The sequence below is a fragment of the Allobosea sp. genome (assembly GCF_035944895.1).
Lineage (GTDB): Bacteria > Pseudomonadota > Alphaproteobacteria > Rhizobiales > Beijerinckiaceae > Allobosea.
In genome coordinates, this window is record NZ_DASZAT010000012.1 from 523,309 (window position 1) to 545,485 (window position 22,177).

General features: G+C 67.4%; 23 protein-coding genes. 9 read left to right on the forward strand and 14 right to left on the reverse strand.

The annotated features are described in order from the left end of the window. Positions 1–35: 35 nt before the first annotated feature. The 3 genes from VGV58_RS24620 (at position 36) to VGV58_RS24630 (ending at position 3,651) form a co-directional block, all read left to right on the forward strand. The gene (locus tag VGV58_RS24620; RefSeq protein ID WP_326876684.1) at positions 36–785 is read left to right on the forward strand and encodes a HugZ family pyridoxamine 5'-phosphate oxidase; all 750 of its coding nucleotides are present in this window, start codon (positions 36–38) and stop codon (positions 783–785) included. A gap of 209 nt (positions 786–994) precedes the next feature. Next, positions 995–2,605: a phosphoenolpyruvate carboxykinase gene (locus VGV58_RS24625; RefSeq protein WP_326876685.1), complete on the forward strand. Its 1,611-nt coding sequence runs from the start codon at positions 995–997 to the stop codon at positions 2,603–2,605. Positions 2,606–2,640: 35 nt separating this feature from the next. Further along, a complete protein-coding gene (locus tag VGV58_RS24630; RefSeq protein WP_326876686.1) occupies positions 2,641–3,651 on the forward strand; it encodes an Lnb N-terminal periplasmic domain-containing protein in 1,011 nt (336 codons plus the stop codon). Positions 3,652–3,706: 55 nt separating this feature from the next. On the opposite strand, the gene VGV58_RS24635 is transcribed toward VGV58_RS24630, so the two are convergent. Then, on the reverse strand, positions 3,707–4,447 hold the full coding sequence (locus VGV58_RS24635) for a M48 family metallopeptidase (RefSeq protein WP_326876687.1): 741 nt from the start codon (positions 4,445–4,447) through the stop codon (positions 3,707–3,709). 52 nt (positions 4,448–4,499) lie between these two features. Then, complete coding sequence (locus tag VGV58_RS24640; protein WP_326876688.1) at positions 4,500–5,801, reverse strand: polyhydroxyalkanoate depolymerase; 1,302 nt, start codon at positions 5,799–5,801, stop codon at positions 4,500–4,502. A 180-nt stretch (positions 5,802–5,981) separates the two neighbouring features. On the opposite strand from VGV58_RS24640, the gene VGV58_RS24645 reads away from it, so the two are divergent. The 3 genes from VGV58_RS24645 (at position 5,982) to VGV58_RS24655 (ending at position 8,399) form a co-directional block, all read left to right on the forward strand. Further along, a complete protein-coding gene (locus VGV58_RS24645) occupies positions 5,982–7,334 on the forward strand; it encodes an ActS/PrrB/RegB family redox-sensitive histidine kinase (RefSeq protein WP_326876689.1) in 1,353 nt (450 codons plus the stop codon). Positions 7,335–7,413: 79 nt separating this feature from the next. Continuing rightward, positions 7,414–7,989 carry an ActR/PrrA/RegA family redox response regulator transcription factor gene (locus tag VGV58_RS24650; protein ID WP_326876690.1) on the forward strand — a complete coding sequence of 192 codons (576 nt, stop codon included), beginning with the start codon at positions 7,414–7,416 and terminating at the stop codon, positions 7,987–7,989. Further along, entirely contained in the window at positions 7,986–8,399 is a 414-nt protein-coding gene (locus VGV58_RS24655; RefSeq protein ID WP_326876691.1) for a group III truncated hemoglobin, read from the forward strand. Before VGV58_RS24650 ends, VGV58_RS24655 begins: the two co-directional genes overlap by 4 nt. A gap of 16 nt (positions 8,400–8,415) precedes the next feature. Here VGV58_RS24655 and VGV58_RS24660 read toward each other — a convergent pair whose 3' ends face one another. Together VGV58_RS24660 and mmcB are read right to left on the reverse strand one after the other, a co-directional pair. Continuing rightward, positions 8,416–8,868 carry a hypothetical protein gene (locus tag VGV58_RS24660; RefSeq protein ID WP_326876692.1) on the reverse strand — a complete coding sequence of 151 codons (453 nt, stop codon included), beginning with the start codon at positions 8,866–8,868 and terminating at the stop codon, positions 8,416–8,418. A 109-nt stretch (positions 8,869–8,977) separates the two neighbouring features. Continuing rightward, positions 8,978–9,442 carry a DNA repair putative endonuclease MmcB gene (mmcB, locus tag VGV58_RS24665; RefSeq protein ID WP_326876693.1) on the reverse strand — a complete coding sequence of 155 codons (465 nt, stop codon included), beginning with the start codon at positions 9,440–9,442 and terminating at the stop codon, positions 8,978–8,980. Positions 9,443–9,534: 92 nt separating this feature from the next. On the opposite strand from mmcB, the gene VGV58_RS24670 reads away from it, so the two are divergent. After that, positions 9,535–10,542, forward strand: a complete 1,008-nt coding sequence (locus VGV58_RS24670) for an MraY family glycosyltransferase (protein WP_326876694.1) — start codon at positions 9,535–9,537, stop codon at positions 10,540–10,542. Then, entirely contained in the window at positions 10,539–11,468 is a 930-nt protein-coding gene (locus VGV58_RS24675; protein WP_326876695.1) for an NAD-dependent epimerase/dehydratase family protein, read from the forward strand. Before VGV58_RS24670 ends, VGV58_RS24675 begins: the two co-directional genes overlap by 4 nt. Here VGV58_RS24675 and VGV58_RS24680 read toward each other — a convergent pair. The 3 genes from VGV58_RS24680 to VGV58_RS24690 form a co-directional block, all read right to left on the reverse strand. Continuing rightward, the gene (locus VGV58_RS24680) at positions 11,389–13,356 is read right to left on the reverse strand and encodes an SDR family NAD(P)-dependent oxidoreductase (protein WP_326876696.1); all 1,968 of its coding nucleotides are present in this window, start codon (positions 13,354–13,356) and stop codon (positions 11,389–11,391) included. The two genes, VGV58_RS24675 and VGV58_RS24680, sit on opposite strands and share 80 nt — an antisense overlap. 56 nt (positions 13,357–13,412) lie before the next feature. Beyond that, positions 13,413–14,009, reverse strand: coding sequence for a TetR/AcrR family transcriptional regulator (locus VGV58_RS24685; protein WP_326876697.1), 597 nt, complete (start codon positions 14,007–14,009; stop codon positions 13,413–13,415). Positions 14,010–14,163: 154 nt separating this feature from the next. Next, a complete protein-coding gene (locus VGV58_RS24690; protein WP_326876698.1) occupies positions 14,164–15,642 on the reverse strand; it encodes a cobyric acid synthase in 1,479 nt (492 codons plus the stop codon). A 260-nt stretch (positions 15,643–15,902) separates the two neighbouring features. On the opposite strand from VGV58_RS24690, the gene VGV58_RS24695 reads away from it, so the two are divergent. Next, entirely contained in the window at positions 15,903–17,054 is a 1,152-nt protein-coding gene (locus tag VGV58_RS24695; RefSeq protein WP_326876699.1) for an aminotransferase, read from the forward strand. On the opposite strand, the gene VGV58_RS24700 is transcribed toward VGV58_RS24695, so the two are convergent. The 7 genes from VGV58_RS24700 to hisF all read right to left on the reverse strand — a co-directional run bounded on the left by VGV58_RS24700 (position 17,055) and on the right by hisF (position 22,039). Further along, positions 17,055–18,443: a coiled-coil domain-containing protein gene (locus VGV58_RS24700; RefSeq protein WP_326876700.1), complete on the reverse strand. Its 1,389-nt coding sequence runs from the start codon at positions 18,441–18,443 to the stop codon at positions 17,055–17,057. A gap of 33 nt (positions 18,444–18,476) precedes the next feature. Then, positions 18,477–18,827 carry a RidA family protein gene (locus VGV58_RS24705; protein ID WP_092159827.1) on the reverse strand — a complete coding sequence of 117 codons (351 nt, stop codon included), beginning with the start codon at positions 18,825–18,827 and terminating at the stop codon, positions 18,477–18,479. A gap of 61 nt (positions 18,828–18,888) precedes the next feature. Further along, on the reverse strand, positions 18,889–19,338 hold the full coding sequence (locus VGV58_RS24710) for a YqaA family protein (RefSeq protein ID WP_326876702.1): 450 nt from the start codon (positions 19,336–19,338) through the stop codon (positions 18,889–18,891). Continuing rightward, a complete protein-coding gene (locus VGV58_RS24715) occupies positions 19,338–19,865 on the reverse strand; it encodes a DUF1697 domain-containing protein (RefSeq protein WP_326876703.1) in 528 nt (175 codons plus the stop codon). Before VGV58_RS24715 ends, VGV58_RS24710 begins: the two co-directional genes overlap by 1 nt. A 31-nt stretch (positions 19,866–19,896) precedes the next feature. Continuing rightward, complete coding sequence (gene coaA, locus VGV58_RS24720; protein ID WP_326876704.1) at positions 19,897–20,871, reverse strand: type I pantothenate kinase; 975 nt, start codon at positions 20,869–20,871, stop codon at positions 19,897–19,899. A gap of 77 nt (positions 20,872–20,948) precedes the next feature. Then, positions 20,949–21,269, reverse strand: coding sequence for a phosphoribosyl-ATP diphosphatase (locus VGV58_RS24725; RefSeq protein ID WP_326876705.1), 321 nt, complete (start codon positions 21,267–21,269; stop codon positions 20,949–20,951). 5 nt (positions 21,270–21,274) lie between these two features. Next, positions 21,275–22,039: an imidazole glycerol phosphate synthase subunit HisF gene (gene hisF, locus VGV58_RS24730; RefSeq protein WP_092159819.1), complete on the reverse strand. Its 765-nt coding sequence runs from the start codon at positions 22,037–22,039 to the stop codon at positions 21,275–21,277. Positions 22,040–22,177 lie beyond the last annotated feature (138 nt).

Consider the following 22,177-nt stretch of genomic DNA (forward strand, 5'->3'; position numbering starts at 1 on the left):
TGCCCGCGAAAACCTTTAAGATGGCGAAAAGTGCGATGGCGACCGATCCGATCAGGCCGACAGATGCCAGCGCTCGCGGACTGGCGCGCGGCCTCCTGCGCAGCGCGCGCTCGGCGTCCCTGGCTACGCTGACGCCGGAAGGCCACCCCTTCGCCAGCCTGACCAGCCTCGCCACCGAGATCGACGGCACGCCGCTGATCCTGGTGTCCTCGCTCTCCGGCCATACCGGCAACCTCGTCGCCGACCCGCGCTGCTCGCTTCTGATCGCGCCGGGCGGCAAGGGCGACCCGCTCGCCCATGCCCGGATCACGCTGCTGGCGCGCGCCGAGAAGGTCGAACGCGACAGCGATTTCGGCCGGCGCGTGCGCCGTCGTTTCCTGGCACGCCAGCCAAAGGCCTCGCTTTACGTCGATTTTCCCGATTTCTCGTTCTTCGCGCTCAGGCTCCAGCGTGCCAGCCTCAATGGCGGCTTCGGCCGGGCCTACGAACTCGAGGCCCGTGACGTGCTCAGCGACTGCTCGCAGGCCGAGGCGCTGGTCGAGGCCGAGGAAGGTGCCGTCGAGCATATGAACGAGGACCATGCCGACGCGATCGGGCTCTACGCCACGAGGCTGCTCGGCGGCGAGGAGGGTCCCTGGCGCCTCTCCGGCGTCGATCCCGACGGAGCCGACCTGATGCTCGGCGACAAGGCGCTGCGCCTGCCCTTCGACGAGCCGGTGACGACGCCCGACGCGCTGCGCAAAACCCTCGTTGCCCTCGCCGGCAAGGCCCGCGAGGCGGCCTGAGCGCGGCGATTCACCACAGCTGATTTTTCAAACGATTTAAATTTGCCATGGTCGCCCGCGGGCCGGCCTCATGACTTGAGCCGGCGTCGTCATCCGCCTAAAGAGCCCTCCACGTCACCGGTCCATCGGGCCCATAGTGGGGTTACGCCCCGCGCCAATCACGACGCCGGCTTCGCCTGGCGACGGCTTCTCGGCAGGAGGAATTGCCAGTGGAGACCATCGGTCACGTCAACCCGACCAGCGGCGCCGACTCATTCGGCTTCCGTGGGCTCAAGGCGGTCTACTGGAATCTCGAGGCGGCGCGCCTCTATGAGGAATCGCTGCGGCGCGGCGAATCCCAGATCGCCCGCGGCGGCGCGCTCTGCGCCGACACCGGCAGCCATACCGGCCGCTCGCCCAAGGACAAGTTCGTCGTCAAGGACGCGCTGACCGAGAAGAGCGTCTGGTGGGATAACAACGGCGCGATCTCCTCGGAGCAGTTCGAGACCCTGCTCGGCGACTTCATCAAGCACGCCGAAGGCAAGGAGCTGTTCGCGCAGGACCTTTATGGCGGCGCCGACCCGGCCCACCGCGTCAAGGCGCGGGTCTTCACCGAAATGGCCTGGCACTCCCTCTTCATCCGCAACCTGCTGATCCGGCCCGAGGCCGGCGAGATCGCCGGTTACGTGCCCGAGCTGACGATCGTCGACCTGCCGAGCTTCAAGGCCGATCCGGCCCGCCATGGCTGCCGCAGCGAAACCGTCATCGCCATCGACTTCTCGCGCAAGATCGTGCTGATCGGCGGCACCGCCTATGCCGGCGAGATGAAGAAATCGGTCTTCACCTATCTGAACTACACGCTGCCGGCGAAGGGCGTGGTGCCCATGCACTGCTCGGCCAATGTCGGCTCCAAGGACGATCCGGCGATCTTCTTCGGCCTCTCCGGCACCGGTAAGACCACCCTCTCGGCCGATCCCGAACGCACCCTGATCGGCGATGACGAGCATGGCTGGTCGAAGGACGGCATCTTCAATTTCGAGGGCGGCTGCTACGCCAAGACGATCCGCCTCTCGGCCGAGGCCGAGCCGCAGATCTTCGCAGCCTCGCAACGCTTCGGCACGGTGCTCGAGAACATCGTGATGGATCCGATCTCGCGCGAGGTCGATTTCGACGACGAGACCAAGACCGAGAACACCCGCTCGGCCTATCCGCTCGACGCCATCCCGAACGCTTCGCGCACCGGCCGGGCCGGCACGCCGAAGAACATCGTGATGCTGACCGCCGATGCCTTCGGCGTGATGCCGCCGATCGCCAAGCTGACCCCGGCCGAGGCGATGTACCATTTCCTCTCCGGCTACACCGCCAAGGTTGCCGGCACCGAGCGCGGGCTCGTCGGCGTGCAGCCGGAGTTCTCGACCTGCTTCGGCTCGCCCTTCCTGCCGCGCCACCCGTCGGAATACGCAAACCTGCTGCGCGACTTCATCGCCAAGCACCATGTCGACTGCTGGCTGGTGAACACCGGCTGGACCGGCGGCGGCTACGGCACCGGCCGGCGCATGCCGATCCGCGTCACCCGCCGCCTGCTGACCGCGGCACTGGACGGTTCGCTCAACCGCGCCGATTTCCGCCGCGATCCTTATTTCGGGTTCGCCGTTCCCACGTCGGTACCCGGCGTCGAGCCGCACATCCTCTATCCCGTCAAGACCTGGCAGGATAAGGCCGCCTTCGCCGAGACCGCGAAGAAGCTGGTCGGCATGTTCGCCAAGAATTTCGAGAAGTTCGAGGCCCATGTCGACGACGCCGTGAAGGCCGCCGCGCCGACGAGCTCCCTCGCCGCTTGAGCGAAACGCATTTCAGCATGCTATGAGAGGCGGCGATGAGCCGCCTCTTTTTCGTTCTCCTGCAGATCCTGCTGACCCTCGCGGTCCTCGGCACCGCAGCCTGGGGCGCAGGGCTCCTGATCTTCCGCCTGCCCGGTGCGATCGGCATCGCCGGCGCGATCGGCTTCGGTCTCGCCGGGCTTGCCGGTGCGATCGGGATCTGGAGTGGCGCGCCGCGCCTGCCGCTCGCCTTCGCGGTACTCTTCGTCGGCCTGCTCGGCTGGTGGGCCGGCCTCAAGCCCTCGCATGAGCGGGACTGGATTCCGGAGCTGGCGCATCTGCCGCAGATGAGCGTCGCCGAAAACCACCTGACGGTGACCAATCTGCGCCATTTCACCTGGCGGACGGAAAACGACTACGACCAGCGCTGGGAAACCCGCAGCTACGACCTCTCGCGCATCCAGGGCGCCGATCTCTTCCTGTCCTACTGGTCGGGCGAGGCGATCGCGCATCTCTTGATCAGCTTCACCTTCGCAGACAGCGATCCCCTGACGATCTCGATCGAGATCCGGCGCGAGAAGGGCGAGGAATGGTCGGCGCTGGCCGGCTTCTTCCGCAATTACGAGATGGCCTATGTCGTCGCCGACGAGCGCGACCTGATCGGCCTGCGAACCCAGGCGCGCGGCGAGGATACCCGCCTGTTCCGGCTCAACGCCACGCCGCAGCAGGCGCGCGACCTGCTGCTCGCCTATGCCGCCGACATCAACCGGCTGGCACAGCAGCCGCGCTGGTACAACACGCTGACGACCAACTGCACCACCGTGGTCTATCATCTCGTCGGCCAGGTCGCGCCCGGCTGGAAATTCTCGCTGCCGCTCGACCCGCGCGTGCTGCTCTCGGGCTACCTGCCCGGCTATCTCCGCGACATCGGCTCGGTGCGCCAGGACATGCCGCTCGACGAGTTGGTGAAGCTGAGCCATATCGGCGAGAAGGCGCGCAGCCTGAAGCCCGACAGCCCGGAGTTCTCGCGCGTCATCCGTGAGGGCGTGCCGACCGGCAAGCTTTGATATCGCATTTTCTTCACGCGAACCGGTACCCACTTCGCTCGAAAATGCTCACATCTCAGCCATAGCCATGCAGGCTCGCGCCATGGCGCTTGAGCCAGGCCTCCGCTTCCTCGGTGCGCGGACAGAGCTTATGCGTCAGCGCCCAGAAGCGGTGCGAATGGTTCATCTCCTTGAGATGCGCGACCTCATGGGCGGCGAGATAGTCGAGCACCAGCGCCGGGGCGAGGATCAGGCGCCAGGAGAAGCTGAGATGCCCTTTCGAGGAGCATGAGCCCCAACGGCTGGTGGTGTCGCGCAGCGTGATCTTGCGCGCGGGGATGCCGAGCACGGCGGTATGGGTGCGTACCGCCTTCTCCAGGTCGGCCAATGCCTCGCGACGCAGGAAATCCGTGACCCGGCGCGCGACATGGGCCGCCTCGCCACAGACTGCGATGATCGGCTCGCCCTGGGCCGAGAGCGCAGCACGTGTCACCCCGCGCACCTTGGTCCAATGCACGATGCGGTGCGGGACGCCGCGCAGCGGCACGACCGCACCGGGCTCGAAGGCGACGCCCTGCGGACGCTTGGCCATGCGCGCCGCGATCCAGCCGCCATGCTTCTCGGCGAAGATGCGGCCGGTCGTGAAGTCGACGCGTTCGGGCAGGGTCAGGGTGATCTCGCCGGTCGCCTGCGAGACGCGCAGGGTCAGCCGGCGCGCCGTCGAGCGCCGCTTGACGGTGACCGGGTAGAGCGTGCCGGCATGGGCGACCTCGATCCGGTCGGGATCGGGCTGGCGCCTGAACAGGGAGAACCGCATCCCGGCGATTGTGCGGGATTCGCAGCGGCAGCGGAAGAGGGCTGAGCTTAACTCAGCCCGCGACCTTCAGCGCCTTGCGCGCCGTCTCCGCGGTGTCGTTGCGGCGCTCCTTGGCCGCCTTCATGTCGAGGGAAAGCATGAAGTCGGCGATGCGCGGCGCGATCTCCGAGCGGAAGCGCGAGCCGTTGAAGACGCCGTAATGGCCGACGCCCTTCTGCAGGTACTCGACCCGCATGTCGGCGGGGATGTTGACGCACAGGTCGTGCGCCGCCTTGGTCTGGCCGACGCCGGAGATGTCGTCGTTCTCGCCCTCGACCGTCATCAGCGCGACGCTGCGGATCGCCTTGAGGTCGACCGGCTTGCCGCGGTGCATCATCTCGCCCTTGGGCAGGGCATGCTTGACGAAGACGGTGTCGACGGTCTGCAGGTAGAACTCGGCGGTCAGGTCCATGACCGCGAGATACTCGTCATAGAAATCGCGGTGTTTCTCGGCCGAATCGCCGTCGCCGGCGATCAGGTGCTTGTACATGTCGTAATGCGCGGTGAGATGGCGATCGAAATTCATCGCCATGAAGCCCGACAGCTGCATGAAGCCGGGATAGACCTCGCGGAAGGCGCCGAGATGCGGGAACGGCACGCGGGTGATGCAGTTGCGGCGGAACCAGTCGGTGCCGCGCTCCATGGCGAGCTGGTTGACCGCGGTCGGCGAGCGACGGGTGTCGATCGGCCCGCCCATCAGCGTCATCGAGCGTGGCGACGCCGGGTCACCCTCGGCCTCCATGCGCGCGATCGCGGCGAGCACCGGCACGGAAGGCTGGCAGACAGCCATGACATGGGTGTCGGGGCCGAGCTTCTGCAGCATGGCAATGACGTAGTCGATGTAATCGTCGAGATCGAACTTGCCGGCCGTGAGCGGCACGAGGCGGGCGTCGATCCAGTCGGTGATGTAGACTTCATGGTCGGGCAGCAGGGTCTCGACCGTGCCGCGCAGCAGCGTGGCGTAGTGGCCGGACATCGGCGCGACCAGCAGCACCTTGGGCTGCGGCTTGCGGCGGCCTTCGATCTTGCGGTCGAAATAGATCAGGTTGCAGAAGGGGCGCTGCCAGACGACGTGTTCCTCGACCCCGACCTTGATGCCGTTCATCGTGGTGGTGTCGAGACCGAAAGCCGGCTTGCCGTAGCGGCGGGTGGTGCGCTCGAACAATTCGCAGGAGGCGGCGATGGTGCGGCCGAACGGGGTGTAGGTCAGCGGGTTCGCCGGATTCTTGAAGGCGAGCTGCATGGCGTCGGACATGGCCCGCGCCGGGCTGACCATCATATGAACCGCCTCATAGGCGTGGTAGGCGAACGACATGGCGGCCCTTTCGCTCTTTCGCAGTGCCGCATTCACGATGCAGCGCAACAAGGGGATGCAGCCTAAGTAGAATTTGTTCTGATTCAATCGTCCAAAGGGCTAAGATTTCCTTGTGATGCCGATTAGCCACAGTTTCATACTTTCCGACCGTCCTCGGCATTGCGAAGATTGCGCGCCGAGATGATCGCCGACCTCGTTCCATCCGCTCCCGGAGGCACGCCGCGCCATTTGCGGCTCGATACGCTGGTGCGCTTGCGCTGGCTTGCCATCGCCGGCCAGAGCGCCGCCGTCGCCGGCGTGCATTTCGGACTTGGCTTCTCGCTGCCCTTCGGCTGGTGCTTCCTCGCCATAGCCGTCTCGGCCTGGCTCAACATCGCCCTGCGCATCCGTTTCCCGCTCAGCCACCGGCTGGGCGAGGGCGCCGCGACCGCGCTGCTCGGCTTCGACATCCTGCAGCTCGCGGCCCTGCTCTATCTCACCGGCGGACTGCAGAACCCGTTCGCGATCCTGTTCCTGGCGCCGGTGATGATCTCGGCCACGGCGCTGCCGCCGCGGCACACGCTGGCGCTGGGCCTGCTCGCCGCGGGGCTCGCGACGCTGCTCACCACCCTGCACTGGCCCCTGCCCTGGGCCGGGAGCGAGCGGCCGGTGCTGCCGCCGCAATACCAGCTCGGCAACTGGATCGCGCTTTTGCTGGGGCTCGGCTTCACCGCCATCTACGCCTGGCGCGTCGCCAAGGAGGCGCGCGATCTCTCGGAGGCGCTGGCTGCGACCGAGCTGGTGCTGGCGCGCGAGCAGCATCTGTCGCAGCTCGACGGCCTCGCCGCCGCGGCCGCGCATGAGCTCGGCACGCCGCTCGCCACGATCGCGCTGGTCGCCCGCGAGCTCTCGCGGCTCGCCCCGGCCGAAGGCGAGATGGCCGAGGACATCACCCTGCTGCGCGAGCAGGTCGAGCGCTGCCGCGGCATCCTCGGCAAGCTCGCCTCGCTGCAGGACGACGATGCCGGACCGCTCGACCAGCTCTCGCTCAGCCTCCTGATCGAGGAGGCCGCCGGGCCCCAGCGGCCCTTTGGCGTGCCGTTCGAGATCGCGCTGATCGGCGACAAGCCGGAGCCGGTCTGCCGGCGCAATCCCGGCATGAACTACGGGCTCGGCAACATCGTCGACAACGCCGTCGACTTCGCCCGCTCCAAGGTGACGATCACGGCGCAGTGGACCGACGGAGCCGTCACCCTGACCATCGCCGATGACGGGCCGGGCTTCACGCCGGAGGTTCTGCTGCGCGCCGGCGACCCCTATCTCTCGCGTTCGCATGACAAGGAATCGCGCGCCGGCGGCGGCCTGGGCCTGGGCCTGTTCATTGCCAAGACGCTGCTGGAGCGCAGCGGCGCGACGCTGGAATTCTCCAATCTGCCATTGCCGGCAACCGGCGCCAGCATCCGGATCACCTGGCTGCGGGCCGTGTTCGAACGCGACGATCGGCCAGCCGGGCCTTCAAATTCGGAGCTTTTCGCCCCATATGCGACAGAATGAGGCGTTGCGGCGTTTCAGCGCGTCGCGCAATCGATAGAATGGATGTTGAGCCGGACAGCGACCCACCCGGCAGGAGATGATGGCGATGGACACGGCGCCGACGACAGGCGAGCTCACCGATACGGCCGGCAGGGACATGACGCTCCTGCTCGTCGACGACGACAAGCCGTTCCTGAACCGCCTCGCCCGCGCCATGGAAGGCCGCGGCTATTCGGTGCGGATCGCCGAGTCCGTGCAGGCGGGGATCGCGGCCGTCGAAGAAGCGGCGCCGGCCTATGCGGTGATCGACCTGCGCCTCGGCGACGGCAACGGCCTCGACGTGATCGCCCGCCTCAAGGAGAAGCGCCCGGATGCGCGCGGCGTCGTCCTGACCGGCTACGGCAATATCGCGACCGCGGTCAGCGCGGTGAAGCTCGGCGCCTATGACTTCCTGGCCAAGCCCGCCGATGCCGACGAGATTCATTCGGCGCTGGCTGCCGGGCCCAATACCCGCCCGGTGCCGCCGGAGAACCCGATGTCGGCCGATCGGGTGCGCTGGGAGCATATCCAGCGCGTCTACGAGCTCTGCAGCCGCAATGTCTCGGAGACGGCGCGCCGGCTCGGCATGCACCGGCGCACCCTGCAGCGCATCCTCGCCAAGCGCGCCCCGCGATGAGCGGGACGGCGCTGCCGGAGCGCATCAGCGAAGAGCTGATTGCCGAGCTGGTCGACACTTTCTACGGCCGGGTGCGGCTGGACCCGCTGATCGGGCCGATCTTCCTCGAAAAACTCGGCGATGATTGGGACGCCCATCTCGCCAAGCTGCGCGATTTCTGGTCGTCGGTGACGCTGATGAGCGGGCGCTACCGCGGCAAGCCGCACCAGATCCACATGCCGCTTCCGCTCGAGATGCAGCATTTCGAGCGCTGGCTCGCGCTGTTCGAAACGACGGTCACCGAGCTCTGCACCGGCCCGGCGAGGTTCCTGTTCATCGACCGGGCCCATCGCATCGCCGACAGTCTGCAGATCAGCCTGAACATCGGCCCGAAGGCGCTCAATCTGCCGGAGCAGCGCGAATTGGCCTGAGACGTGGCTGCACCGCTCAGCAGCGAATCTTCGACAGGCGCCAGCGATGGCTCAGTGAGGCGATGTCGGCGATCTTCCAGGCCTCACCCGCGCGTACGAAATCGTAGCGGATATGGTTGGCTTCACCGAAGTTCCGGAAACGGACATCGACCGCGGCCCGATCGTCGCCAGCCTTCACCTCGACCCGCAGGGTGCGAGCGATTTCCTTCTCGTCGAAATCCTGCCCACTACTGGTGATGGCGAAATCGATGCAGAGATTGTCGGCGCGGTCGTCCGCCGCGAACAGTCGGACCAGACTCGGCTGGAAATAGCGGCCACGGTTCTCGGCCGAGCGTAGCCGCCCGATTGAGCTCTGAGCAAGACCGCCAGCGTAGATGCCGCGCACGATCGCCTCGGGAGTCTCCGCCGAGACCGCTCCCACAGAAAGAAGGCCAGCGAGAGCGGCGAAAAACCCGAGCTTGCGCACCATCCGGACACCCGCGAAACGGCCGGTCGAACGGACTTCGGTAGCTCAATCATTACCATAGGTCATCTGATCGGACGTAGTAATCCGGTTACGCACCGGACTGCGCAGGCTCTCAGCCGATCTCCGGATCCTCCAGCAACGCCAATCGCCCGGCCGCCAGTCTAGCGAAGGCGATGGTCAGCATTTTCCGGCGCGCCGGCGCCAGCGGGTGGCGCGGCGGCTCGCGCAGCAATTCGCCGCCGAAGGCGTCGGCGACGATCAGGCCGACATCCTCCGGCAATATCTCCAGCGGGAATTCGGGGGCGACCGCGAAGAGGAAGCCGTCGCAATAATCACGGTAATCCGGCCATTTGCCGTCGACGCGGTAATCCTCGATCCCCGACTTGACCTCGACCACCAGCAATTCGCCGGAGGGCGAGAGGGCGACGATGTCGCCGCGCCGGCCATTGGCGAAGGTCATCTCCTTGACGACGGCATAGCCGCGCTCGCGCAAATGACGCGAGGCACCGCGGCAGACGGCACGGGTGATCTCCGGCCGCGCAGGCGGCGGATTGAGGGCGGAATCGGCAACGGCCATATTCGTGATGTTCTGCTTTTGTGCTCGCCAATGCAAGAGCTGCTTGCGGCAAGCAGCCTTATGGCTATGGTCCGCCCGCCTTGGAACCTTTCGTGCCCCTCCTGCTGATCGCGCTCGCCGCCGGCCTGGCCTTCGTGCTGTGCCTGGCCCTGCGGCCCGTGATGATGCGCTATGCGCTGGCGCGGCCGAACGCGCGCTCCAGCCATCGCACACCGACTCCGCAGGGCGGCGGCATCGCCGTTCTCGCCGGTGCCTTCCTGGCTTTGGGGCTCGCGCTGGCCTTCATTCCGATGGATGCGGGCGCCCGGCAAGGCCTCGTCCTGGTCATGGCCGCGTCTGTCCTGCTGGCCGTGGTCGGCGCCTGGGACGACATCAGGCCGCTCTCGCCGGCGCTGCGCCTGCCGCTGCAGTTCCTCTGCGTCGGCATCGTCGTGTTCTACGCCGCGCCTGACGTGCGGCTGCTGCCGGAGACATTGCCGCTCTGGGCCGAGCGCGGCCTTGCCCTGATAGCCGGCGCCTGGTTCGTCAACCTCGTCAACTTCATGGACGGGATCGACTGGATCACGCTGGCCGGGCTGGTGCCGCTCTCCGCCGCGATCGCGCTCGCCGGCGTCTACGGCCTCATCGATCCTGCCACCGGGCTGCTCGCCGCGGCGCTGCTCGGCGGCCTCCTCGGCTTTTCCCCGCTCAACAAGCCAGTCGCGCGCATCTTCCTCGGCGATGTCGGGGCTTTGCCGCTCGGCCTGCTCGGCGCCTATCTGCTCTACCGCCTCGCCGGCACCGGCGCGCTGACCGCAGCGCTGATCCTGCCGCTCTATCACGTCATGGATTCGACGATCACGCTGCTGCGCCGGCTCGCGCGCGGCGAAAAGGTCTGGCAGGCGCACCGTTCGCACTTCTACCAGCAGGCAACCGACAACGGCTTCAGGGTCATCGAGATCGTCGCGCAGATCGGCCTGCTCAATCTTGTCCTGATCGCGCTCGCGGCGATCAGCATCGCCGTGCCGGCACTCTGGGCACAGCTCGGCTGCCTGCTGGTGGCGCTGGCGCTGACGCTCGGCCTGCTGCGCCGCTTCTCGCGCAAGCGGACGCAACCGTGAGCGAGCGCGTCCTGCTCACCGGCGCGAGCGGCTTCGTCGGCCGGCATCTGCTGCATGACCTCATCGCGCGCGGCTACAAGGTGCGGACGGCAGGTCGCGGCACGGCTCCCATCATCCCCAATGTCGAGCATGTCGCGATCGGCGATCTCGGCGCGCCGATCGACTGGCAGCCACTGCTCGACGGCGTCGATCACGTCGTCCACAGCGCCGGATTGGCCCACGCCGACGGCGACATCCCGGAGGAGCGCTACCGGGCTGTCAACACGCAGGCGACGCTGGCGCTGGCCCGGGCAGCGCAGGCGGCAGGGGTGCGGCGCTTCGTCTTCCTGTCCTCGATCCGGGCGCAGAGCGGGCCGATCAGCAGCAAAACGCTGAGCGAGGCGGACACGCCCGCGCCGACCGATGCCTATGGCCGCTCCAAACTGGCAGCCGAACAGGAACTCGCCGGGCTCGACCTCGACTGGGTCGCGCTGCGGCCGGTGCTGGTCTACGGGCCGGGCGTGAAGGCCAATATGGCGGCGCTGCTGAAACTCGCGCGCCTCCCCGTGCCGCTGCCACTCGGGGCACTCTCGGCGAAACGCTCGCTGCTCGCGATCGAGAATTTGGCCGAGGGCGTCGCTTTCGCGTTGACGGAGGCCTGCCCGGCCAGGCGCAGCTACATCATCGCCGATCCAGAGCCTCTCTCGGTCGCGCAGATGCTCGCCGCGATGCGCGCCGGCCTCGGACGCGGGCCGGGGCTGCTTCCGGTCCCGACGGCACTGCTGGCGCTGGCGGCGCGGCTCGCCGGGCGCTCCGGCGCCTATGAGCGCCTGGCGAACGGGCTCGTCGCCTCGCCTGCTGCCTTGCTCAGCGCTGGCTGGCAGCCGCCTGCGGAGACCAAGGCTGCGCTGGCGGAGCTGGCGGCAAACCGGGCCGACGCTGGCTGAAATCGGGGATCGCCGCTTCGAGCACCGCTTCGGCGCCAAGGCGATCCTGCGCTGCCAGCGCCCGTTCGAGCTCGTCGAGCCAGCCCTGCATGCGCTCGCGGCCGGCGAAGATCGGCTTGGCCGCCATGACGCCGTCGAGCCCGGTCTCGGCCATCGGCTCGTCCTTGGCGAAGAGGATCTCGTTCAGGCGCTCGCCCGGGCGGACGCCGGTCACGGCGATCTCGATGTCGACGCCGGGCTCATAGCCGGCGAGGCGGATCATGCGCTCGGCGAGATCCATGATCTTCAGCGGCTGGCCCATCTTCAGCACATAGACGGCGGCGCGCTCGTCCTGCGCCTCGTGCTCGGGGGCATGAGAGGCGGAGGTCAGCACGAGGTCGCAGGCCTCGCGGATGGTCATGAAGTAGCGGATCATCTCCGGGCTGGTCACGGTGACCGGTCCGCCGCGCTCGATCTGCGCCTTGAACTTCGGCACCACCGAGCCGACCGAGCCGAGCACATTGCCGAAGCGGACCGCGACGAGGCGCGTGCCGCGATTGCCATTGGCGAACTCGGCATCGCGTGCCTGGGCATACATCTCGGCGAAGCGCTTGGTTGCGCCCAGCATCGAGACCGGCTCGATCGCCTTGTCGGTCGAGATCATCACGAAGATGCCGGCACCGGCAGCGACCGCCGCCTCGATCGCGACGACCGAGCCGAAGATGTTGGTCTTGATGCCCTCGCCCCAGTCGGCCTCGAGATAGGGCACATGCTTCAGCGCGGCAGCATGAATGACGATGTCGGGCGCGAAGGCCTTGAACAGCGGCCCGAGACGAGCCGCGTCGCGGACATCGGCAAGCGCGCCGGTGACCCGCATCGGCAGGTCCTGCGCCGCCAGCGCCTCGGTGACATGGAACAGCGCCGGCTCGGAATTCTCGACGACGAGCAGTTCGGCCGCGCCGAAGGCGGCGCAGCGCAGGCAGATCTCGGAGCCGATCGAACCGCCGCCGCCGGTGACGATGACGCGCTTGCCTTTCAGGAACCCTTCGAGCCGCTCGCGATCGATCTTGACCGAGGGACGCACCAGAAGGTCCTCGATCTCCAGCGGCGCCAGCTCGTTGCCGCGCATGCCCTCGCCGAGCGTGTCGAGGCGCGAGATCGGGATGGCGAGCTTGCGCGTCCTGGCGAGCCATTTGTCGGGCTCAGCTTCCGGCGCCAGCGCGCTCGGCGTCGCGACGATGCGGCGGAACGGCTCGCCCCGCTCATTGGCATCGGCCGCGACCGTCTCCATCTGCGAGAGCAGGCCGAGCACCTGCACGCCCCGGATCGACTGGCCGAGGTCGTCCGGACGCGGCGTCAGGATGCCGGCCGGGCGCATCTTGCCCATCGCGCCCGATTCCATGGCGCGGATCACCATCTCGATGTCGACGCCGCGGCCGAGCAGCAGGGCCGGCAAGGTCGCCTCGCGCGCCGCATGGTGCTTGGAGCGTGAATATTTGAAATAGCGATAGGCCAGGCGCGGGCCGCCGAGCAGCGCGATCTGCACCAGCCAGTACAGGACGATGGTGATCTTGCCGAAGAAGAAATAGCCGTAGAGATTCGGCGCGACGAGGATGTAGTCGACGACCAGCAGGGTCAGGGTCAGAACCGTGACAGCCCGGACGATATTCGAGAGATCCGGCAGCGAGGCGAAGCGCCATTTCGAGCGGTAGAGCTGGAAGAACCAGTAGACCACTCCGGCATAGGCGACGAAGAAGGGCAGGATCGTCGGCAATTGCCGCATCCGCTCGTCGAACAGCCAGCCATCGAAGCGCACGGCGAAGACGAAAACGATCGCGAGCGCGGTCATCGCCAGGTCGTGGACGATGACGGCGAGCTTCTTAGCGCTCTGTTTGGAGAGATTCAGCATGCGCGGCGGGGTATCCCGCTCCCTCGACGCCTTGTCAACGCAGCTGGAGCGCCTGGTCAGTTCGCAGAGCGGCCGGCTCCCAGCCCGGCGAGGACGAAGTCGATCATCTCCTCGACATTCGGGCCGGGCAATTCGGCACATTGGCCGAGCAGGAGCGGATGGTAGAAGCGGATCATCGCCATGCGCACGCAATGGGTCGCGGCGACCGGATCGCGGGCAGTGAACTCGCCCTTGGCGATGCCCTCCGCCACGACGAGGCGCAGGATCGCGTCATAGCGCTCGATATGGCCGCGCACGACGTCCCAGCTCTCCTCCATGGCGCAGGCGACCATCTCGTGCAGGCGGTGATTGTCGAGATAGCGGGCGGCGCTGATCCGGCTGGTCGCGGCGAGGATGTCGCGCAGGCGCTCGGCGGCCGGGCGCTTCTCGGCGGCAATCGCGGCGACGGTCGCCTCGAGCTCGCTCATCGAGCGCTCGGCGACGGCCTCGTTGATCGCCTTCTTGGAGTCGAAGAAACGGTAGACATTCGCCGGGCTCATGCGCAGCGACTTGGCGATATCGGCGACAGTGGTCTTCTGATAGCCGATCTGGCGGAAGAACCGCTCGGCGACATCGATGATGTCGTGCCTTGTATCGCGCTCTACTGTGCTCATGCCACAGCAACTTCCCGGTCTGATGACTTGTTCCCATAGGCCGTCTGCGGACGCCATCGTTGACTATGACGAATTTCGTCATTCGTCAACAAATTGAACCGCAAAGCTTTATTTGTTTCCTCCTGACAGTTTTTCGCGGAACACCCGTTCGGTGTCAGGAGCGCGAACGGGCCAGTGCGAGGATGGCGTCGATATCGAGATGGCACTCCAGATGCCCGGCAAGGCGGTCGAGCGCCGCTTCCACGGCAGGTTCATAGGCTTCACCCTCCGCCAGCGGCTTCCCCGCCAGGTTTTCGAGCCAGGCGCGGCGCAGCAGATCTGAGGTCAGGACGCCATGGAGATAGGTCCCGACCACCCTTCCGTCGGTACTGCGGGCTCCTTCCGGCCGGCCGTCGACGCGGAAGGGCGCCCGCACCCGGTCCGGCCCGTCGCTGACGCCGAGATGGATCTCATAGGCGCGGCCGGCAGTGCCGCTCTCGGGATGGGCGACCGCGACCTCACGCACCGTCTTGTCCGGCGTGAGCTCGGTCTCGATGTCGAGCAGGCCGAGCCCGGGGGCGGCGCCGGCCGGACCTTCGAGCCCGAGCGGGTCGCGCACGGTCCTGCCGAGCATCTGGTAGCCGCCGCAGAGACCGAGCACATGACCGCCGCGGCGGCGATGGGCGAGGATGTCGATATCCCAGCCCTCCTCGCGCAGCCTGGCGAGATCGCGCAGCGTCGTCTTCGAGCCCGGCAGGATCACCAGGGCAGCGTCGCCCGGCAATGGCGTGCCGGGGCCGACGAAGACAAGCTCGACGCTGGGCTCGAGCTTGAGCGGATCGAGATCGTCGAAATTGGCGATGCCGGGCAGCACCGGCACGGCGATCTTCAGCGCACCATCGCGAGCCGGGGCACCGCGGACCAAGTCGAGCCCGTCCTCGGCCGGCAGACGCGCGGCATCGGCGAACCAGGGCACGACGCCGAGGCTCGGCCAGCCCGTCGCCCGGGTGATCGTGTCGAGCGCCGGCGTGAACAGGCCGACATCGCCGCGGAAGCGGTTGATGGCGAAGCCGCGGATCATCGCCCGATCCTCGGCATCGAGCACGGCATGGCTGCCGACCAGGCTGGCGATGACCCCGCCGCGGTCGATATCGCCGACAAGGATCGCCGGAACGCCGGCTGCACGCGCAAAGCCGAGATTGGCGATGTCGCGGGCGCGCAGATTGGTCTCGGCCGGCGACCCCGCGCCCTCGACCAGAATCAGGTCGGCGCCGTCGCTCAGTCGCTCGAAGCTCTCCAGCACCTTCGGCAGGAAATCGCCGCGGCGGCTGAAATCCCCGGAGGAGAGATGGCCGGCGACGCGGCCCTGCAGGATGATCTGGCTGCCGCGCTCGCTCTCCGGCTTGAGCAGCACCGGGTTCATGTCGACATGAGCAGCGATCCGGGCAGCGCGCGCCTGCAGCGCCTGGGCCCGGCCGATCTCGCCCTGTGCGGTCGCAGCGGCATTGTTCGACATGTTCTGCGGCTTGAACGGGCGGACCTTGAGCCCGCGATCGGCGAAGAGGCGGCAGAGGCCGGCGACGAGCAGCGACTTGCCGACATTGGAGCCGGTGCCGAGCAACATCAGGGCAGGGATTCGGTGGGAGGAGTGCATGGAGCCTGCCTAGCCCGCTTCCTGCCCCAGAAAAAGCTCACCGATCCACGCCAGCGTCCCACGGCTCCAAAGGGGCGAAGAAACCGCGGAAGTGCTGTCGTGAACCGGCTGAGGGCTAGCAGACACTGACTACTGACGAATGTCAATATTCATCACTCCGCATAATCTGCCGCTTTTTCGGGACGATGCACACCGGCGTTGCGCGTGCTATGGCGGCATCCGAGCCTTTCCGCCCGCCTTCCCGAGTGAAGCCTGCCGCGATGAATCCAATCTTCTCCGCCCTCCCGACGACGATCTTCGAAACCATGTCGCGGCTTGCGCGCGAGCACCAGGCCGTCAATCTCGGCCAGGGTTTTCCTGACGATCCCGGCCCGGAGGACGTCCGGCGCAAAGCCGCCGAGGCGGTGATCGAGGGCTGGAACCAGTATCCGCCGATGATGGGCCTGCCGGAACTGCGCCAGGCGACGGCGACGCATTTCCGCCATTGGCAGGGCCTCGAGCTCGATCCCGAGGCCGAGGTGATGATCACCTCCGGTGCGACCGAGGCGATCGCCGGTGCGCTGATGGCGCTCGTCTCGCCCGGCGACGAGGTCGTGCTGTTCGAGCCGATGTACGATGCCTATCTGCCGCTGGTGCGCCGCGCCGGTGGCATCCCGAAATTCGTGACGCTGACGCCGCCGCATTTCGGGCTCAGCGAGGAGGCGCTGGCGAAGGCCTTCTCGCCGAAGACCAAGGCAGTGCTGTTCAACAACCCGCTCAACCCGACCGCGACCAATTTCAGCGAGGCCGACCTCGACCTCCTGGCCTCGTTCTGCGTCCGGCACGACGCGGTCGCGATCTGCGACGACGTCTGGGAGCATGTCGTCTTCGACGGCCACCGCCATCAGCCGTTGATGAGCCGGCCCGGCATGCGCGAGCGCACGGTCAAGATCTCCTCGGCCGGCAAGATCTTCTCGCTGACCGGCTGGAAGGTCGGAATGGTAATGGCGGCGCCCGAGCTGATGCGCGTGCTCGCCAAGGCGCACCAGTACATCACCTTCACCACGCCGCCGAACCTGCAGGCGGCGGTCGCCTATGGCCTTGGCAAGGACGACGCCTATTTCGAGGGGATGCGCGCCGATTTCCAGCGCTCGCGCGACCGCTTCGCCGGCGGCCTCGGCGCTCTCGGCTTCAGCGTGCTGCCGAGCGCCGGCACTTATTTCCTCAATGTCGACATCGGCCCGCTCGGCGAGAGCGACGACGTCGCCTTCTGCCAGCGACTGGTCGCCGAGCACGGCGTCGCTGCGATCCCGGTCAGTGCCTTCTATGCGGAAGGGGCGGTGCGCAATGTCGTGCGCTTCTGCTTCGCCAAGCACGACGCCACGCTCGACAAGGCGCTGGAGCGGCTCGCGGCCCTGCGCGTGAAGGACTGATCAGCCCTTGCGGAGAGCCTCGACCAGGGCTGCCGCCTTCAGCAGCTTCGATTCGCGCGCCTTGGCCTCGGCGGCGAGGCCAAGGCCGCGCAACATCTCGATCGCCATGACGAGCTCGGTGGTCGCCTTTTCAGCTTCGGCGCGGTCGCGGATGCGCTCGGCCAGCTCCAGCCGCGCCTCGGCCCGGTTGGCGGCGCTTTCGGCCCAGAGCGAGGGCACGATCTCGCGGCGCCTGACCTCCAGCGCCGCGTCGAAGGCGGCAATCGCCTCCTCCAGCACGACCGGTTCGTTGTAATAGCCGGCGAGGCCGACGAGTGCGGCGCCAATCCGGTCCTGCACCTCGGCCCATTCGAGCGGGACGCTCTCGCGCGGGCGGTCGTCGAGCACCAGCTTGAAGCAGTTCACGGCCGCTTCGAAGGCGGAGACACCGCTGGCACGCAGGCCAAGCGCAACATGGGCCTTGCCAAGCTCCCATTGCAGACGCCCCCATTCGCGCGGCATGTCGGCGCGCGTCATCCCTGACAGCCCGGCGCGGAAAGCGGCGACGCCGTCGTCGAGCAGGCCGGCATCGTCCTCGATCTCGCCGAGCCGGGACAAGGCCTCGCCGAGCCTGGTCTGGAGGGTCGTCCAGAGGCGCGGCGCCTTGGCGCGCTGCAGATCCTCCAAGGTCGTGCGGTAGATCTCGACCACCTGACGCAGCAGGGTGCTGCCGCCTTCGTGATGCGACAGCCCGGTGAGCGAGCGCGCCAGCCGAAGCTGCGTCTCGGCCCAGGGCACGGTCTGGTCGAAATTATCGAGCTTGGCGAGCAGGCTGCGCAATTGGCCGATCGAGGCGACGAAGGCCGACTTGTCTGCGAAGTCAGCGCCGCGCCGCGCCAATGCATCGGCCTGCATCCAGGCATAGGCGAGCCCGCTTCCAGCTTCAGCGGAATCGGCGATCAGCGCTGCCTCGGCATAGCGCTCGGCGGCATCGCGATAGGCCTGCGGATTGAGGTGCAGCATCGCCACTGCGCCACGATCGGCACGGCCGGCGGCGGCGGCGAGCAGGCGGTCCCGCGACAGCGCATCGGGAGCGGCCGCGCCGTCGAGATTGCGCTGCTCAGCCTGTGCGAGCAGCCGGTCAGCTTCGGCGAGCCGGCCCTCGGCCAGCGCCTGGATGGCCTGCGCCTGCAACCTGTCGCGCTCGGGATCGCTGCTGGACGGCCTGGCGAGCCGGGCTTGCAGGCTGCGGAAATCCCCGGCGCGGCGCGCCAGGTTGTTCTCGATGCGGGTGAAGTCGGGCTTGCCGGAAGCGTCGCCCATCGAGGCGAGCACGCCGAGCAGCAGCGCGGTGGGAACGCCCTCGCGCTGCGAGACACGGGCCAGGATAGTGGCGAGTTCCGGATTCACGTTTGTAACCCCGCCACCCCTGCGTAACAGCGATCAGATCGCGGCGATGACCGCGATCTCGACGGTGTATTGCGGACCGGCGAGCTTGGCCTCGACAGTGGCGCGGCCCGGCGTGTTGCCGGCCGAGACCCAGCCGTCCCAGACCGCGTTCATCTCGGCGAAGGTCGACATGTCGGAGAGCCAGATGTTGACCATCAGCAGCTTCGACTTGTCGGTGCCGGCCTCGGCCAGGAGACCGTCGATGATCGAGAGGATGTCCTTGGTCTGCTCGCCGACACTCTTGCCGGCCGCCTTGTCGGCGACCTGACCGGCAAGATAGACCGTGTTGCCATGCACGACGGCCTTCGACATGCGCGGGCCGGGGGCGATGCGCTTGATGCTCATGATCTGGTCTCCATCAGAAGGGGCCTCGCTGGTAGCCCGAGACCGAAAGCCGCGCAAATGCTTATGCAGCAGCCACCCAGCCCGCCCAGAGCAAGGCATAGCGCGCTGCCTTGCCGATGAACACCAGCAGGATGAAGCGTAGCAGCGGATAGTTCAACGAGCCCGCCACGAAGGTCAAAGGATCGCCGCCGATCGGCAGCCAGGCGAAGAGCAGGGACGGCCAGCCGAAGCGGGCGAACCAGCCCTGCGCCTTGGCGAAACGCGCGGGATCGGGCCGCAGCCGCGCCGGCAGGCGCTCGACGCCACCCGTCGCAATCAACCGGCCAAGCCACCAGTTGACGACCGAGCCGGCGGTGTTGGCGATGGAGGCGACGATGAAGAGCAGCGTCGGATCGACCGATTTCGCCGCCAGAAGCCCAATGAAGACCGCTTCCGACTGCGCCGGCAGCAAGGTCGCGGCGACGAAGGCTGCGCCGGCCATCAGGCCGAGGGAGGCGAAATCGAGAGGCATCAGGCCAGCATCGCGGCGAGCGCATTGACAGTATTTGCGTTGCGCAGCGTGCCGATGCCGAGCTTCTTCGTCGTCAGATGCGAGAGCAGCCTGGTCTCGCTCGGCTTGCCGCCGAAATCGATCCACAGATCGCCGTCGGAGAGGGCAAGCGCAATGCCGGGCGCGGCGAGCCCGCGGAGCATGGACAAGGCGTCCGGGCCGAGCGGCTCTCGCATGACGCGGATGCCGATGTCCGGGCCGTTCCCGTTCGGGAAGGGATTCTGGGCGGCAAGCCGCTTCCAAGCCTCAGCCGTACGCGCGATGATGTCGACATGCTTGCCGAAACGGGTGCGGAAGCCCGCCTCCAACCGCTCCTCGACTGCCGTGAGCGGCTCATCCTCGCCCTCGAAGACCAGATTGCCGGTGGCAACCCAGCTGCGCGGATCGCGAAAGCCGGCCTCCACCGCCATCGCCTTCAGATCCGCCATCACCACGCGCTTGCCGGGGCCGAGCACGATCGAATGCAGCAAGGCGACATAGGTCGTCATTGAGGTCCCGGGCCGGCGACTTGCGGCCGCGCTACAGCCGCCGCAGCGCCACCTGCTGGATACGGTGGCTCGCCCCCTTGGTCAGGATCAGGCTGGCGCGCTGGCGGGTCGGCACGATGTTCTCGCGCAGATTGGGCAGGTTGATGCCGGTCCAGAGCTTCTCGGCGATCGAGAGCGCCTCCTCCTCGCCGATCTCGGCATATTTGCGGAAGAAGGAGCGCGGATCGCGGAAGGCGGTCTGGCGCAGCGTCATGAAGCGGTTGACGTACCAGCGGTGCAGGTCGTTCTCGTCGGCGTCGAGATAGACCGAGAAGTCGAAGAAGTCCGAGACGATCGGGGTGATCGTGCCGTCCTTGGGCAGGCGGCTCGCCTGCAGCACGTTGAGCCCCTCGAGAATCAGGATATCCGGCCGCTCGACCGTGACCTGCTCGCCCGGCACGACGTCGTAGACGAGGTGCGAATAGACGGGGGCGCTGACGGCGCGCTTGCCGGCCTTCACATCGGAGAGGAAGCGCAGGATCGCGGCGCTGTCATAGCTTTCCGGAAAGCCCTTGCGCTGCATCAGGCCGCGGCGCTCGAGCTCGGCATTGGGCAGCAGGAAGCCGTCGGTGGTGACGAGTTCGACCTTGGGCGTGTTCGGCCAGCGCGAGAGCAGCGCCTTCAGCACGCGCGCCGTGGTCGACTTGCCGACCGCGACCGAGCCGGCGACGCCGATGACATAGGGAACCTTGACCTCGGCCTCGGCCATCAGGAAGCGCTGAGTCGCCTTGAACAGTCCTTGTGTCGCCGCGACGTAGAGCGAGAGCAGGCGCGAGAGCGGCAGGTAGATCGCGACGATCTCGTCGAGCGAGATCGGGTCGTTGATCGATTGCAGCTTGGTGAGGTCGTCGACCGACAGGGTCAGCGGCGCATCGGCCCGCAAATGCGCCCACTCGTCACGCGAGAAGCTGCGATAGGGCGAGACCAGATCGGGGGCGGATGGCGCCGCGAGCGGACGCTGGTCCATGATACCCCCCGTATTCCAAGCTTCGAGGTTCAACGCGACACTCGCCTCGACTTTCAAACCTTGGGCACGACCATGCCCTAACGGGGCCGCGCCGCCTTCTCGGCCAGGCCGGAGCGCGCGGTGCGGGCCTCAAGCTGGCTCAAGACGTCCCGCAATGCAACATCGCGCGACCTGAGCACGACCAAAAGATGATAAAGCACATCGGCGCTCTCGGCGATCAGCTCGTCGCGATCGCCCTTCACGGCCGCGATGACGGCTTCCACCGCTTCCTCGCCGAACTTCTTGGCGGCGCGCTCGGGCCCGGCCGCCAAAAGCTTGGCCGTCCAGGATTCCTCCGGTGCTGCGCCGGCTCGTTCGGCGACGATACGTTCGAGATCGGCGAGGGTGAAAGCGGTCATCTCGATCAATCCAGCCGCATCGCCAGCCCGGCGGCGGCCATATGCGCCTTGGCCTGCGGGATGCTGTAGGTTCCGAAATGGAAGATCGAGGCGGCGAGCACGGCCGAGGCATGGCCGTCGCGCACGCCGGCGACGAGGTCGTCGAGATCACCGACGCCGCCCGAGGCGATCACCGGCACCGAGACCGCATCGGCGATGCGCTGGGTTAGGCCGATATCGTAGCCCGACTTGGTGCCGTCGCGATCCATCGAGGTCACCAGCAATTCGCCGGCGCCGAGCGAGACGACCTCGCGGGCAAAGGCGATGGCGTCGATGCCGGTGGCGTTGCGCCCGCCATGGGTGAAGATCTCCCAGCGCCCGGGCGTGACCTGCTTGGCGTCGATGGCGACGACGATGCACTGGTCGCCGAACTTTTCCGCCGCTTCCTTGACGAAGGGACGATTTGTCACCGCCGCGGTGTTGATCGCGACCTTGTCGGCGCCGGCCAGCAGCAAAGCGCGGATGTCCTCGACCTTGCGCACGCCGCCGCCGACGGTCAGCGGCATGAAGCAGGCCTCGGCCGTGCGGGTGACGACGTCGAGCAGGGTGCCGCGCGCCTCGTGGCTCGCGGTGATGTCGAGGAAGCAGAGCTCGTCGGCCCCGGCCGCGTCATAGGCCTTGGCCGCCTCGACGGGATCGCCGGCATCGACGAGATCGACGAACTTCACGCCCTTGACGACACGGCCGTCCTTGACGTCGAGGCAGGGGATGATGCGGGTCTTCAGGGTCATCGGCGGGCCTGCCCGGGACGGAAGCGACAGAACGGGTCGGCGCATATAGCGCCGCTGCTGCACTGCACGCAAACGCGGCGCGCACCGGCCGGATTGATCGCCATCACGATCCCTGCTCTCTTGCGCGCCACAAACAAG

Bases quoted from the DNA above. Each gene is read 5' to 3' on its own strand.
- VGV58_RS24645 (WP_326876689.1), top strand. From the start codon at position 5,982: ATGATCGCCGACCTCGTTCCATCCGCTCCCGGAGGCACGCCGCGCCAT.
- VGV58_RS24655 (WP_326876691.1), top strand. From the start codon at position 7,986: ATGAGCGGGACGGCGCTGCCGGAGCGCATCAGCGAAGAGCTGATTGCC.
- VGV58_RS24630 (WP_326876686.1), top strand. From the start codon at position 2,641: ATGAGCCGCCTCTTTTTCGTTCTCCTGCAGATCCTGCTGACCCTCGCG.
- coaA (WP_326876704.1), bottom strand. From the start codon at position 20,871: ATGGACCAGCGTCCGCTCGCGGCGCCATCCGCCCCCGATCTGGTCTCG.
- VGV58_RS24620 (WP_326876684.1), top strand. From the start codon at position 36: ATGGCGACCGATCCGATCAGGCCGACAGATGCCAGCGCTCGCGGACTG.
- VGV58_RS24710 (WP_326876702.1), bottom strand. From the start codon at position 19,338: ATGCCTCTCGATTTCGCCTCCCTCGGCCTGATGGCCGGCGCAGCCTTC.
- VGV58_RS24705 (WP_092159827.1), bottom strand. From the start codon at position 18,827: ATGAGCATCAAGCGCATCGCCCCCGGCCCGCGCATGTCGAAGGCCGTC.
- VGV58_RS24695 (WP_326876699.1), top strand. From the start codon at position 15,903: ATGAATCCAATCTTCTCCGCCCTCCCGACGACGATCTTCGAAACCATG.
- VGV58_RS24715 (WP_326876703.1), bottom strand. From the start codon at position 19,865: ATGACGACCTATGTCGCCTTGCTGCATTCGATCGTGCTCGGCCCCGGC.
- VGV58_RS24725 (WP_326876705.1), bottom strand. From the start codon at position 21,269: ATGACCGCTTTCACCCTCGCCGATCTCGAACGTATCGTCGCCGAACGA.
- mmcB (WP_326876693.1), bottom strand. From the start codon at position 9,442: ATGGCCGTTGCCGATTCCGCCCTCAATCCGCCGCCTGCGCGGCCGGAG.
- VGV58_RS24660 (WP_326876692.1), bottom strand. From the start codon at position 8,868: ATGGTGCGCAAGCTCGGGTTTTTCGCCGCTCTCGCTGGCCTTCTTTCT.
- VGV58_RS24690 (WP_326876698.1), bottom strand. From the start codon at position 15,642: ATGCACTCCTCCCACCGAATCCCTGCCCTGATGTTGCTCGGCACCGGC.
- VGV58_RS24635 (WP_326876687.1), bottom strand. From the start codon at position 4,447: ATGCGGTTCTCCCTGTTCAGGCGCCAGCCCGATCCCGACCGGATCGAG.
- VGV58_RS24685 (WP_326876697.1), bottom strand. From the start codon at position 14,009: ATGAGCACAGTAGAGCGCGATACAAGGCACGACATCATCGATGTCGCC.
- VGV58_RS24680 (WP_326876696.1), bottom strand. From the start codon at position 13,356: ATGCTGAATCTCTCCAAACAGAGCGCTAAGAAGCTCGCCGTCATCGTC.
- VGV58_RS24650 (WP_326876690.1), top strand. From the start codon at position 7,414: ATGGCGATGGACACGGCGCCGACGACAGGCGAGCTCACCGATACGGCC.
- hisF (WP_092159819.1), bottom strand. From the start codon at position 22,039: ATGACCCTGAAGACCCGCATCATCCCCTGCCTCGACGTCAAGGACGGC.
- VGV58_RS24640 (WP_326876688.1), bottom strand. From the start codon at position 5,801: ATGTCGTTCGCCTACCACGCCTATGAGGCGGTTCATATGATGGTCAGC.